We start from the raw sequence: 11729 nt of genomic DNA on the forward strand, positions 1-11729 counted from the left end.
TTATACTGACAAAAAAAGAAGCCAATCGGTTTTCGTTTGCTTCTTCTACATCTTCATCATAAATGAATAATGATTCAGTAGCAATAAAAAATCAGTCAATGGACAAATTTTCCTGTTAGACTGATATAAAGGGGTGGTTGAAAATGAGTCAAACTGAGCACGTATGGAATCAAAAAGCCGCTGACTGGGCGGAGCGCGCTGATGATATGTGGACGAATGGCAGCCGCAAAACCGTTTTACCGTTCTTACGAAAAATGATCACCGGTGGTCGGTTGCTTGATCTCGGTTGTGGCGATGGTGCCGCCTGTCGACTACTGACACCGGACTTTCAAACAGTCGGACTCGATGTCTCTGACGAGATGATTCGAATTGCACGTCAGAAATCACCCGAGCAGACGTTCATCGTCGGAACGGGCGAAGCATTACCGTTCGGCGATTATGCATTTGACGTCGTTCTTGCCGTCAATTCACTCGAATGGTCGACACGTCCCGTCCAGGTGTTACAAGAAATTGAACGCGTCGCCCCACTTGTCGTCATCAGTCTACTCGGTCCGACAGCCGCACCACGGCAACTTGCTTATCGTCGTCTCTATGGCGAAGAAGTCGCGATGGGGAATACGATGATGCCGTGGGAATTGCTGCAGCTAGCAAAAGAACGCGGCTGGACGTTACTTGATGAAGCAGTCATCCAAAAAGAAGGAGCCGTCATAACGGGGCATCGATTACTTGATCAAGCCCATGCTTTCTCATGTTTATTCGCTTTTCAGACGACGGCTGTAAGGGAGCGATAAATATGTCATATAGTCGTTTTTTCACTTCAATTTTAGGTGTGATTTCCATTTTCTTTTTATTTTACGTACAAGATCTTGGTATTTTCGAAAAGTGGCAATTCTATATTTTCTTCATGGTTATATTCGTTGGTACACAGGCCTTAGGAGAACGGGTATTATTTCGTCGATTTGAAGAAAAGCGATTCCATCCACAGACAGCGGTTTTATTGGTGGCACTATTATTTGTTGGAATTTTTATTGCGGCGAATGTTTTGTATCCTTGATATAAATCAATCCGTACTACAACGTTGCTAACCTCACTGTCTTCTCCCCCGCTTTCCTCAGGCGAGACACAAGCCATTCTTCCTCATCTTTCGGATGATGAATCCGGGTCTTGTTTGTCTCTGACAGCGCGATAAAAACACCGCGCTTTTTCCTGTAGGAGTCGGGTGAAGACATGTGAGGAGAATGCAATCATTTGTTATCCAAAGAACTCAAAAGCGATCGATTTCCGTCAATGGAATCGATCGCTTTTAAGTTTGGTTCATCTAGGACGAACCAGGCATCTTCGACTTCTGCAGGAAAAGGAAGCATGAATCATGCTTCCGTCAGGGAATAGGAAGACCCGGCAAATCGTATGGAATGCGAGATGCCGCGGCTTACTTCCCGCCTGAGGAAAGCGAAGATGCTGGAGACGTCCGTCACACTATGACTAATCATTCTTCGTGCGTTCGCTGATACACTTTCCTTAACCAATCCTCTACCTGTTTACTTCCTGTCCGTTCTTCCCATATCAATCGGAAATAGAGTGTCTGCAGCATCTGCTTGACGTTACGATATGTCGTCCACTCTGTATCGCCCCATGTCACATCACTCTCAAGCCACTTCTTCACCTTCTTCTGTTCGATTCGTTGTAATAAGATATCTTCTGACAGTCCATGACGACAAGCTTGCAACCATGCCGTTACCATCCGGTCCGCTTCTTCATCGACATAGAGATAATCGGACCGCGTCAACTGACGAATCATCGCATCAATCGCTCCGAGCTCCTCCTGCGGACGACTCGCTGGGTGCGTAAACCAAACTGCATAAACATCGGCGATATGTGCCATGCTGTGTGCCCACCCCATTCCGTCAATGAATCCACGGACATCCTTTTCTTGCTCCAGATAAGTTTGTAAGTAAGTAGACAGCCGATCCAACTGACTTTTCGTCATTAAGTGTCGGGTTTTGTCCATCACTAACAATTCAGCGAGTGCTAATGCTGAAAATGATCGCGTCAGAACAGCTGTTGTGTCCGCTGTTCCCATTCTATACATCAATCCATGCCCGCTTAAAATAAAATCGAAAATTCGATTGGTGTCTTCTATCGTAAATGACTCTGATGCGATGTAGGTCGCTAACTGCGGATAGATCAATCCATCTCGTAACTCAGAATCTGTCGAACCGATATGTAGAAGGAACTCATCGAGTAAGGCAGGCGTTACACGCGCGTCTTGTTGTAGCAGTTCCTTGAATTCTTGTTCTGTTCGCACTATTTTGTCCTTCCCTTCCTGAATCAAAAAAGACGATGCAGCGCTGCATCGTCTTCTCTACTTATCCTTTGACCATTCCTTTGAGAACGAAGGCAACGTTTGCCGGTCGTTCTGCTAAACGGCGCATGAAGTAACCGTACCAGTCGCGTCCATAAGGAACGTAGACACGGACTTTATAGCCTTGTTTGACGAGTTCGAGTTGACGCTCGACCCGGATGCCGAATAACATCTGGAATTCGAACTGGTCTTTTTCGATCCCGTTTTCTTTAGCGTAACGGATGATTTGCTCAATCATCGCATCGTCATGCGTTGCGACGGCAGCATAGTTTCCGAGTGATAATTGTAACTTCACGAGCTTGATGTAGTTGTGGTCGACGTCTTCTTTTTCTGGGAACGCGACCGTTGCTGGCTCTTTGTACGCCCCTTTGACGATCCGGAGATTCGTCTCGAAGCGACCGACACGTTTGATATCATCTTCCGACCGGTAGAGGTATGACTGGATGACCGTGCCGATGTTATCGAAAGATTGGCGCAATTCTTCAAACAATTGAATCGTCTTTTCACAACGTGGCTCATCTTCCATATCGATCGTGACGAAGACACCGAGTTCTTTCGCCCGTGTTAAGATCCGCTCCATGTTCGAACGAATCAAGTCGTCCGAGATATCGAGTCCGAGTGATGTCAGTTTCAACGAGAGTTGCGAGTCTAATTTTTCTTCCGCAATCATCTCAACCGCACGAATACATTCTTGTGTCATCATCTCTGCTTCCGCCACCGTCGAGATGAACTCCCCTAAATGGTCCATCGTGACGCATAATCCTTTTGCGTTCAATTCCTGGATCGCCCGTTTTGATGCTTCCAATGAATCCCCTGCCACGAAGCGACTTGCTCCGAATTTAAGCCCGTATCGCTTGGCGAGACCGTTCAATGTCTTGTTTTGCGATAAGAAGATAAAACCATCCCGTAGTACTTTTTCCATCACTCATGATTCCCCCTAAATAAATGCTAGGCTGTTTTACCGTATCGGTTCACATCTCTGCACTCATATTATGCCATAAAGCGCTTACATACGCTCTTTATTTCGTTTATTTTTGAGAATCCGTTGGGCAACAAGTCCTACGGCAAAGAATAAGACATACAATCCGATGGCAACGAAAAATTTCCAGGAGAATGGATCACGCAGACTTGAACCAATATTGTTGTAAACGAACGCACCAGGAATGATCCCAATGTAGTTGGCGATCGCGAACTGTTTGAAGCGGATTTTCGAGAGACCCGATGCGTAGCTGATCGCGTCAAACGGAAACAACGGGATCAACCGGACGACTAAGACAACGAGAAAGCCATTCGTCGCAATCCGGTCGTCAAGCACGTTCAGCTTTCCTTTGCCGATTAACTTTTCGACCCCACGCCGACCGAGCAAGCGGGCAATCCAAAAGCTGAGCAAGCCACCAGTACCGGCGCCAATGACGTCGAGTAATGTACCGAGCCATGGACCATACGTATAACCGCCAAAGACGGTCAACAGACTCGCTGGGAAAAAGACGAGTGGTCGGACGGTATAAGCAAGCACATAAAGCAACATACCAGTCAGACCTTGATCCCGTACCCAATCGGACAACGCTTGAATGTCGAATTGCTCCAGCATTCCAGACATCCGGAAGTACAGGAGCAATCCAAGACCAAACATAAAATACAGCGTGATCGGGAGCCAGTCCCGTATGCGCAGTTTCTTCATGACATCGTCGCCGGAGCAACGTAATAGAAAATCGATAGGAAAATTAAGACACTGCCGGCAAGGACGAACAAATGCCAGATCGCGTGGTTATATGGCAACCGTGCCCAGACGTAGAAGATGACACCGAGAGAATACGCGAGTCCGCCACCGAGGAGGAGTAAGAATCCTTGTAACCCGAGTGCTTCATAAATCGGCTTGATCGCAAACAGACAGCACCAGCCGAGAATCAGATAAGACGCATTCGAGATCCAAACGTACTTACCTGTCGAATAGAGCTTCCAGATGATGCCGAGTGTTCCGACACCCCAGACGATTCCAAGCAACGTCCAGCCGAGCGGACCACGGAGCGTGATCAAGGCGAACGGTGTATAACTACCGGCAATCAAGAGATAGATACCAGCATGATCTAAAATTTGCAAGACTTTATTCGCTCTCGTGTGCATCAATGAATGCATCAACGTCGAGAACAGATAGAGCAGAATCATCGTCGCCCCGAAGATACTGACGGCAGTGACGTTCCAAGCGCTACCGGATTTCGTCGCCTGCAGGATCAACATCACGAGCGCAACGATACTGAAGATGACACCGAGACCATGCGTGATGGCACTAGCGATTTCCTCTTTCAAGGAATCACCTTTTGCGAGCAGCTCTTCGATCGTTTCCTTGGATTGTTGCTTGATTGTTTGCTTGATTTCTTTTTTCGTAACCAACCGAACACCTACTTTCTAAAAACAAAGAACTATGCTTTTGATTATACGCCCTCATGCGACAGCGTGCCTATCGAAAGATTCTGTCGATTTGATGACATCTGTCATCTGATTGTCTTTTCCCGCTCATACAAAAATCCACACCGCTTAAGCGATGTGGATTTCGTTTACCACTTTTCAATATCTGGGCGGTCCTTGAACGTCGATTTTGTTCCGTGACGTTCATTGAGGACGGCTTCGACTTCTTTGAAGGAGACACCACGGTCAGCAAGCAAGACCGTTAAGTGATACAACAAGTCTGCTGTCTCTTCTGCTAATGTATCGTCGCCAGCAAGGACGACTTCAAACGCCTCTTCGCCAAATTTCTTCGCAATCTTCTCGTACCCAGAAGCAATCAAATAGTTCGTATAGGACTCTGCTTCCTTCGCCTCAATCTTCGCTTTGACGGTCTGTTCCAGTTCGTATAACATCGGGCACCTCCACTTCCGTATAGAAACAACTGCGATTTCCGGTATGGCATGTTGGACCGTTCGCTTTGACCGTGATCAAGAGACTATCTTGATCACAATCGATCCACATCCGTTTGAGTTCAAGCGTGTTCCCGCTTGTCTCGCCTTTCGTCCAGAGACGATTCTTCGTCCGCGAGAAGAAGGTGACGAGACCGGTCGCAAGCGTCTTATCGTAAGCCGCTTGGTCCATGAACCCGACCATCAAGACATCGTTCGTCTGCTCGTCGACGACGACGGCAGCGACGAGTCCTTTTGAAAAATTCAATGTCGTCATCGGACTTCGACTCCCCGTTCTTTGAGGTAGGCTTTCGTTTCCGGCATCGTGTACGTCGCTTCATGGAAAATCGAAGCAGCTAGAGCCGCGTCAGCCCCTGCCTCTAGTCCTTCCGCTAAGTGATCGAGTGTTCCGACCCCACCGGAAGCAATGATCGGCACGTTGACGACTTCACGCAGACGACGGATCAAGGCGAGATCATAGCCGTCTTTTGTGCCGTCAGCATCCATTGAAGTGACGAGTAATTCACCGGCACCCAGGGCAACGGCTTCCTGTGCCCACTCGATTACGTCACGTCCGACGGGTTGTGTGCCACCGTGCGAGAAGACACCCCACGAATCACCGGTCTGTTTCGCATCGATCGCGACGACCGTCGCTTGGACACCAAACAAGCGGCTGACTTCTTGAATCAGTTGTGGGTTTTGAAGCGCTGACGAGTTGAGTGATACTTTATCGGCACCGGCACGAATCAACCGTTTTGCGTCTTCAATCGTCTTGATTCCGCCACCGACCGTAAACGGCATATAGATGACTTCTGCGACGCGTTCGACGATATCAAGCATCGTCTCCCGCCCTTCTTGCGTTGCTGAAATATCGAGCAGGACGAGTTCGTCGGCCCCTTGTTCGTAATAGTATTTCGCGACGGCGACTGGGTCCCCAAGATCACGTAAGTTCTGGAATTTGACCCCTTTGACGACACGTCCTTCTTTGACGTCAAGACAGGGAATGATCCGTTTCATCAACATACGCGTAACACCTCTTTTAAGGCAAGTGATCCGTCAAGTAAGGCCCGACCGACTACTGCTCCGTCCATCCCGATCTCTTTGAGACGCGCAACGTCGTCAACTGTCGTCACACCACCGGAAGCGATCAATTCGACCCCTTCACGTTTTAAACGATCAAGTCCATCAACGTCCGGTCCCATCATCATTCCGTCACGCGAAATGTCCGTATAGAGGAACGTCTTGATGCCTTTACCGATCAAGTGCGTCATCGCCTCTTCGAGCGTCCAACCGCTCGCTTCGAGCCAGCCGCGTGTCTGAACGATGCCTTCTTTTGCATCTAACGCAACAGCTAGTTTATCACCAGCGAGGGCGATCATCTGCTCGAGTAATGCCTCATCTTCAAGGGCGACCGTCCCGACGAGAATCCGGTCGATTCCGGCACCGACGTATGCTTCGACGGTCTCGATATTGCGGACACCACCACCCGCTTCAACGAACAAACCGGTCTCTTTTTTAATGTCGGCGATTAAGCTCAAATGTAACGGTTCGCCGGCTTTCGCACCGTCGAGATCGATCAAGTGAATCGCAGTCGCCCCGTCTTCCTTGAAGCGCTTCGCGATTGTCAACGCATCACCGAAGAATGTCTGTTGGTCAAAATCTCCTTGCTTCAGGCGTACCGCCTGTCCGCTCATTAAATCGATTGCTGGGTAGAGTTGCATGTCGTCTCTCTCCATTCCTTCAGTAGTTTCAGTCCGACTTCGCCACTCTTTTCCGGGTGGAACTGCATCCCCGTGACTTGTCCTTTTTGAACGATTGCCGGAACGAGACGTCCGTATTCAACCGCGTCGACGATCCATTCTGGATCACAGACGGCACCGTACGAGTGCACGAAATAGACGGCTTCGCCGTGGTTCGTCAGTTGGTGCCACCCCATATGTGGTAAGCGGACGTCGCTCGGTAGTTTTTCAATCGTTCCCGGTAAGATTCCGAGTCCTTCCGTCAGTCCATCTTCGTCACTTGATTCAAAGAGTAACTGCATTCCGAGACAAATCCCGAGGAATGGTTTCTTTTCGGCTTGTTCTTTTAAGAAGTCGACGAGTCCCGTTTCCTTTAGGCGCTCCATTGCCGGTGCATAGGCACCGACACCCGGTAAGACGAGTGCTTCTGCTTGGTCGAGCAACTCTGTGTCACTCGTGACGATGACTGCTTCGCCGAGTTCCTTTAACGCGCGCTCGACGTTCGCGATATTCCCGACGCCATAATCGACGATTGCTATCATTGATCAATCAACCCTTTCGTAGACGGTACGCCTTCGCTCGTCACAGCAACTGCCTGACGAACAGCCCGACCGAGTGCTTTGAACAACCCTTCGATCATGTGGTGTGTGTTCGAACCATACAAGACTTCGGCATGAATCGTCATCCGGGCACTCCGTGATAAGCCTTGGAAGAACTCTTCTGCAAGTTCCGTATCAAAGTCACCAAGCTTCGGATTCTTGAAACTAGCACGGAAGACCGTGAACGGACGACCGCTGAAGTCGAGGACGACCGATGCGAGTGTCTCGTCCATTGGCACACGCGATTCACCGTAACGTTCGATCCCGGCTTTATCACCGAGCGCTTCCGTCAATGCTGCCCCGAGGACGATCGCTGTATCTTCGACCGTGTGGTGGGCATCGATCCACGTATCACCTTTTGCGGTTACCTTCAGACCGATTCGGGCCTGAAAGGCGAATAATGTCAACATATGATCAAAGAATCCGACACCGGTCTTGATCTCAACAGGACCTCCTGCGAGATCAATCTCGACCTTGATGTCTGACTCTGCACTTACTCGTTCGCTTGCGCCACGCCGCATCGTAATTCCTCCTCTACACACGTTTCTAATACTTGCATCGCTTCTGGTGATCCACAACTGACACGGAATGCTTGGTCAAACAAGCGGATTCGCAATCCGGCGTCAGCACAACGCTGCGTAAAGCGCTCGGCTTCTGAATACTCGACATAGACGAAGTTCGCTGCACTCGGATACGTCTTCCCGATCGGGGCGAGAATCCGTTCAATTGCTTCACGGCTCGCATACGTTTCCTCTAAGACACGATCGAGTTCCGGTTCTGCCATGATGGCGATACCGACAGCTGCCGATAAACCAGAGACGTTATATGGTGATTTAATCTGTTCGATTTCTTCGATGATTTGTTCGCTCGCGATGACAAAACCAAGTCGGAGCGATGCGAGTCCGAACGCTTTTGAGAGTGTCCGTAAGATGATCGCTTTCGGATACTCTTCTAGTAGATGAAGCATCGACTGTTCGAGCGCGAAGTCGATATACGCCTCATCGATGACGACGTATTTGCCACTGTCGAGCAAACGGCGGATGTCTGCTTCCTTGCGAAGGACACCGGACGGATTGTGCGGGTGACTCAAGAAGATGATCTCACCGGGTGCGGCAATCAATCCGTCAACGTCAAGCGCCATCTCGTCAAGTAACGGCACGCGTTCGAACGGTGCCCGTGCTCGGTCAGCGTAGAACTGGTACATGACGAAGTCCGGTTCTGAGGCAATGACTGGCATACCGGGTCCCCCGTAGCGGGCACATAAGTAGCCGATCAACTCATCCGAGCCATTTCCGGCGACGAGTTGCGTCGGACGGACACCAGCGTACGTCGCGTACGATGCTTTGACTTGATCGATGATTTCAACAGGATATTCGTTTAATGGGAACGTTGCGATCAATTCCTGAATCGCTTTAATCCCGACTGGACTGTGGGTCGTGAATCGTTCGTTTTGGTGTAATCGCATTAGTCTTCCCTCACTTCGATAGCTTGTGCGTGTGCTTCAAGTCCTTCGACCCGGGCAACGGTCTTCGCTGCGTTCGCGAGACGTTGTACGCCTTCACGTGTTGCTTCGAGCATCGTTTGGTGACGTAGGAACGTCCGCGCTGATAATCCAGACGCAAAACGAGCTGTCCCGGATGTCGGTAAGACGTGGTTCGTTCCGGCAACGTAATCGCCGAGTGTTTCCGGTGTCTCGTGACCGAGGAAGATCATCCCAGCGTGACGGATCGATTTGACGACCTCTTGCGGATTGGCAACCGCGAGTTCCAAGTGTTCCGCTGCGAGGCGGTTTGCTTCTTCAATCGCTGTTTCGAGTGGGGCGACGAAAACACCACCGTTTTCCATTGCACGACGAGCAATCTCTTGACGCGGCAATTGCTGTAAGCGTCGTTCGATTTCTGCATCAACGGCTTGTTTCATCTCTTCTGTCGGCACGAAGGCGATCGCGACAGCGTCACGGTCGTGTTCAGCTTGAGCAAGAAGATCAGCTGCGATCCGGTCCGGATGCGCCGTTTTGTCAGCGATGACGACGACTTCCGATGGACCGGCGACCGAGTCAATCCCGACGATGCCGTAAACTTGGCGTTTCGCTTCGGCGACGAAGCGGTTCCCGGGTCCGACGATTAAATCGACAGATTGGATACTTTCTGTTCCGAATGTCAGCGCTGCGACCGCTTGCGCTCCACCAATCGTATAGATTTCTGTCACACCAGCGATGCGTGCGGCAACGAGAACCTCGTCACTTAAGTTCGTCATCGGCGTCACCATGACGACACGGTCGACACCAGCAACCTTCGCTGGAATGGCGTTCATCAAGACCGTCGATGGATAACTCGCTGCACCACCCGGTACGTAGATCCCGACTGAATCGACGGGAACGAACCGTTGACGTCGTGTCACGTCTGCTTCGACGAGTTCGATGTCAGACGGAAGTTCCTGTTCGTGCCATTCGACGAGCCGTATCGCCATCAACTTCAACGAGTCGATCAAGTTCGCGTCTGCCTGTTCGAACGCTTGTGTGATCCGTGTTTCACTGAGACGGAAATCTTCGAGATCGACCTGATCGAATTGGTTCGTGTAATCGCGGACAGCAGCGTCACCGTCTGTTGCGACGCGTTCGAGAATCGCGCGGACTGCGAGCTCCGTGTCGCGATCGATGCTGAAAGGTTTTGTCGGTGTCATGATCGTGTCACTCCTTCTGTCAATTGCTCCAGCAAGCGGATGACTTCAACCCGCTTCCGTTTTAACGTCCATTCACTCGTAAAGAACCGAGCACTGATATCGATGATTTTCTCGTATTCGTTTAATCCGTTGGCGCGTAACGTCTCACCTGTCTCGACGATATCGACGATCGCGTCAGCAAGTCCGAGTAACGGTGCTAGTTCGACCGATCCGTTCAACGGTACGATATCGACGTCGACACCGAGTTCGCTGAAGTAGCGTTTTGCGATGACGGGATACTTCGTCGCAATCCGGACGCGGCGCCCACCTTCAAATTGCAAAGGCTCTTTCGCACAGACGGACATTCGGCAGACACCGAACGGCAATTCTGTCAGTTCCGATAGTTCTTGATCCGATTCAAGTAAGATGTCGCTCCCCGTGATCGCGACATCAAGAACACCTTGGGCAACGTACGGAATCAAATCCGATCCTTTCATAAAGACGAATTCGTGCTCGCCCCGTTTGACGATCAGTTCGCGTTCAATGGCTCCCCATGTCTCGACGCCAGCTTCTTTTAGATAACGTTCTGTCGCTTTCGACAGCCGTCCTTTTGTAATTCCGATTCGCATTTAGAGCACCTCCGCCAACCGTTCGACCGAGAATCCGATGCCGAACGCCTGTTGTTCTTGTCCGAATTGTTCATAAAGTCGGTCGTAGCGTCCACCGACGAGGACGGGTTCTGTCACACCTTCGATGAAACCGTGAATCGTGATCCCGTCATAGTACGTCTGTAAGCCCATTTGACCGAAGTCGAGATCGGCATTGACGGCTTCCGCGAGATCAAGCACGGCATTGAGTCGTGTCTCGTCAACGTACGGTAGAATCGTCTCTGCCCCTTCACGTCCGAATAATAACGGAAGTTTCGCAAGTAACGCATCATCGAGTTGACCCGCAATCCGCTTCAGTTCGATGACGTTACGTAAACGGAGCATCTGTGTCACTTGATCACGTAAGTGGTGATCACCGACGCGCGTCTCAATCAAATGCTCGATTAGACCGGCATCGCCGATTGAGAGTGTGACTTCTTTTCCTGTCAGTTCCTCAACGAGTCGGACCGCGAGTTGGATCGCTTCGACTTCCGCGAGTTGTCCCCGTTCCTCAAACCCGACTTGGAACTTCTCTTCTGGTTGAAAGACCGAGCCACTGTAGAAGACTCGTTTATATTGTTCGCGACCGCGTTCGCTGAGTGCACGCGCGACACTAGTCGTAAAGTCCATCCGAATCTGTTCCCGTCCACCGATTTCCTCAATTAGGGGGGTGATTAATCGGGTATAGTTAGATTGTTCGAGTCCATCTTCGAGCTGACGGATGACCCGTTGAAGCCTTGTTGCCGAGGCACCGACGTAATCCGTCGCTCCATCCTTGAGTCGAATCGTAGAAAATGATTGCATACTCCCACTCCTTTATCTTATTA

The 11729-nt window shown here is 50.3% G+C and carries 14 protein-coding genes and 1 pseudogene; 2 read left to right on the plus strand and 13 right to left on the minus strand.

Features of this window, described 5'->3' with window-relative positions:
- Positions 1-143 precede the first annotated feature (143 nt).
- On the plus strand, positions 144-791 hold the full coding sequence (locus ADM98_RS14720) for a class I SAM-dependent methyltransferase (RefSeq protein ID WP_053454141.1): 648 nt from the start codon (positions 144-146) through the stop codon (positions 789-791).
- 2 nt (positions 792-793) lie between these two features.
- Positions 794-1054, plus strand: a complete 261-nt coding sequence (locus ADM98_RS14725; protein WP_053454142.1) for a hypothetical protein — start codon at positions 794-796, stop codon at positions 1052-1054.
- A 432-nt stretch (positions 1055-1486) separates the two neighbouring features.
- On the opposite strand, the gene ADM98_RS14730 is transcribed toward ADM98_RS14725, so the two are convergent.
- The 13 genes and pseudogenes from ADM98_RS14730 to ADM98_RS14795 all read right to left on the minus strand — a co-directional run bounded on the left by ADM98_RS14730 (position 1487) and on the right by ADM98_RS14795 (position 11706).
- On the minus strand, positions 1487-2305 hold the full coding sequence (locus ADM98_RS14730) for a DUF2785 domain-containing protein (RefSeq protein ID WP_053454143.1): 819 nt from the start codon (positions 2303-2305) through the stop codon (positions 1487-1489).
- 61 nt (positions 2306-2366) lie between these two features.
- Entirely contained in the window at positions 2367-3284 is a 918-nt protein-coding gene (locus tag ADM98_RS14735) for a proline dehydrogenase family protein (protein ID WP_035405952.1), read from the minus strand.
- 84 nt (positions 3285-3368) lie between these two features.
- On the minus strand, positions 3369-4043 hold the full coding sequence (locus ADM98_RS14740) for a TVP38/TMEM64 family protein (protein WP_053454144.1): 675 nt from the start codon (positions 4041-4043) through the stop codon (positions 3369-3371).
- Positions 4040-4699, minus strand: a complete 660-nt coding sequence (gene trhA, locus ADM98_RS14745) for a PAQR family membrane homeostasis protein TrhA (protein ID WP_053454568.1) — start codon at positions 4697-4699, stop codon at positions 4040-4042. The genes ADM98_RS14740 and trhA overlap by 4 nt, the downstream gene beginning before the upstream one ends.
- 218 nt (positions 4700-4917) lie before the next feature.
- Positions 4918-5533, minus strand: a pseudogene (gene hisIE, locus ADM98_RS17625) (bifunctional phosphoribosyl-AMP cyclohydrolase/phosphoribosyl-ATP diphosphatase HisIE).
- Positions 5530-6279 carry an imidazole glycerol phosphate synthase subunit HisF gene (gene hisF, locus ADM98_RS14760; RefSeq protein WP_053454147.1) on the minus strand — a complete coding sequence of 250 codons (750 nt, stop codon included), beginning with the start codon at positions 6277-6279 and terminating at the stop codon, positions 5530-5532. The pseudogene hisIE and the gene hisF overlap by 4 nt, the downstream one beginning before the upstream one ends.
- The gene (gene hisA / locus ADM98_RS14765; RefSeq protein ID WP_035396350.1) at positions 6273-6977 is read right to left on the minus strand and encodes a 1-(5-phosphoribosyl)-5-[(5-phosphoribosylamino)methylideneamino]imidazole-4-carboxamide isomerase; all 705 of its coding nucleotides are present in this window, start codon (positions 6975-6977) and stop codon (positions 6273-6275) included. The genes hisF and hisA overlap by 7 nt, the downstream gene beginning before the upstream one ends.
- Positions 6950-7537, minus strand: a complete 588-nt coding sequence (gene hisH / locus ADM98_RS14770; RefSeq protein ID WP_029342451.1) for an imidazole glycerol phosphate synthase subunit HisH — start codon at positions 7535-7537, stop codon at positions 6950-6952. Before hisH ends, hisA begins: the two co-directional genes overlap by 28 nt.
- A complete protein-coding gene (gene hisB, locus ADM98_RS14775; protein ID WP_023469186.1) occupies positions 7534-8115 on the minus strand; it encodes an imidazoleglycerol-phosphate dehydratase HisB in 582 nt (193 codons plus the stop codon). Before hisB ends, hisH begins: the two co-directional genes overlap by 4 nt.
- Positions 8088-9059, minus strand: coding sequence for a pyridoxal phosphate-dependent aminotransferase (locus ADM98_RS14780; protein WP_053454148.1), 972 nt, complete (start codon positions 9057-9059; stop codon positions 8088-8090). The genes hisB and ADM98_RS14780 overlap by 28 nt, the downstream gene beginning before the upstream one ends.
- On the minus strand, positions 9059-10276 hold the full coding sequence (gene hisD, locus ADM98_RS14785) for a histidinol dehydrogenase (protein WP_053454149.1): 1218 nt from the start codon (positions 10274-10276) through the stop codon (positions 9059-9061). Before hisD ends, ADM98_RS14780 begins: the two co-directional genes overlap by 1 nt.
- Positions 10273-10884 (minus strand): ATP phosphoribosyltransferase, encoded by a 612-nt coding sequence (hisG, locus tag ADM98_RS14790; RefSeq protein ID WP_053454150.1) that lies wholly within the window; start codon positions 10882-10884, stop codon positions 10273-10275. Before hisG ends, hisD begins: the two co-directional genes overlap by 4 nt.
- A complete protein-coding gene (locus ADM98_RS14795) occupies positions 10885-11706 on the minus strand; it encodes an ATP phosphoribosyltransferase regulatory subunit (protein ID WP_053454151.1) in 822 nt (273 codons plus the stop codon).
- Between the last annotated feature and the right edge of the window lie 23 nt (positions 11707-11729).

This window comes from Exiguobacterium sp. BMC-KP (assembly GCF_001275385.1).
GTDB lineage: Bacteria > Bacillota > Bacilli > Exiguobacteriales > Exiguobacteriaceae > Exiguobacterium_A.

Coding starts and splice junctions, on each gene's coding strand:
- ADM98_RS14720 (WP_053454141.1), top strand. CDS start 144: ATGAGTCAAACTGAGCACGTATGGAATCAAAAAGCCGCTGACTGGGCG.
- ADM98_RS14725 (WP_053454142.1), top strand. CDS start 794: ATGTCATATAGTCGTTTTTTCACTTCAATTTTAGGTGTGATTTCCATT.
- ADM98_RS14735 (WP_035405952.1), bottom strand. CDS start 3,284: ATGGAAAAAGTACTACGGGATGGTTTTATCTTCTTATCGCAAAACAAG.
- ADM98_RS14740 (WP_053454144.1), bottom strand. CDS start 4,043: ATGAAGAAACTGCGCATACGGGACTGGCTCCCGATCACGCTGTATTTT.
- hisF (WP_053454147.1), bottom strand. CDS start 6,279: ATGTTGATGAAACGGATCATTCCCTGTCTTGACGTCAAAGAAGGACGT.
- hisA (WP_035396350.1), bottom strand. CDS start 6,977: ATGCAACTCTACCCAGCAATCGATTTAATGAGCGGACAGGCGGTACGC.
- hisH (WP_029342451.1), bottom strand. CDS start 7,537: ATGATAGCAATCGTCGATTATGGCGTCGGGAATATCGCGAACGTCGAG.
- hisB (WP_023469186.1), bottom strand. CDS start 8,115: ATGCGGCGTGGCGCAAGCGAACGAGTAAGTGCAGAGTCAGACATCAAG.
- ADM98_RS14780 (WP_053454148.1), bottom strand. CDS start 9,059: ATGCGATTACACCAAAACGAACGATTCACGACCCACAGTCCAGTCGGG.
- hisD (WP_053454149.1), bottom strand. CDS start 10,276: ATGACACCGACAAAACCTTTCAGCATCGATCGCGACACGGAGCTCGCA.
- hisG (WP_053454150.1), bottom strand. CDS start 10,884: ATGCGAATCGGAATTACAAAAGGACGGCTGTCGAAAGCGACAGAACGT.
- ADM98_RS14795 (WP_053454151.1), bottom strand. CDS start 11,706: ATGCAATCATTTTCTACGATTCGACTCAAGGATGGAGCGACGGATTAC.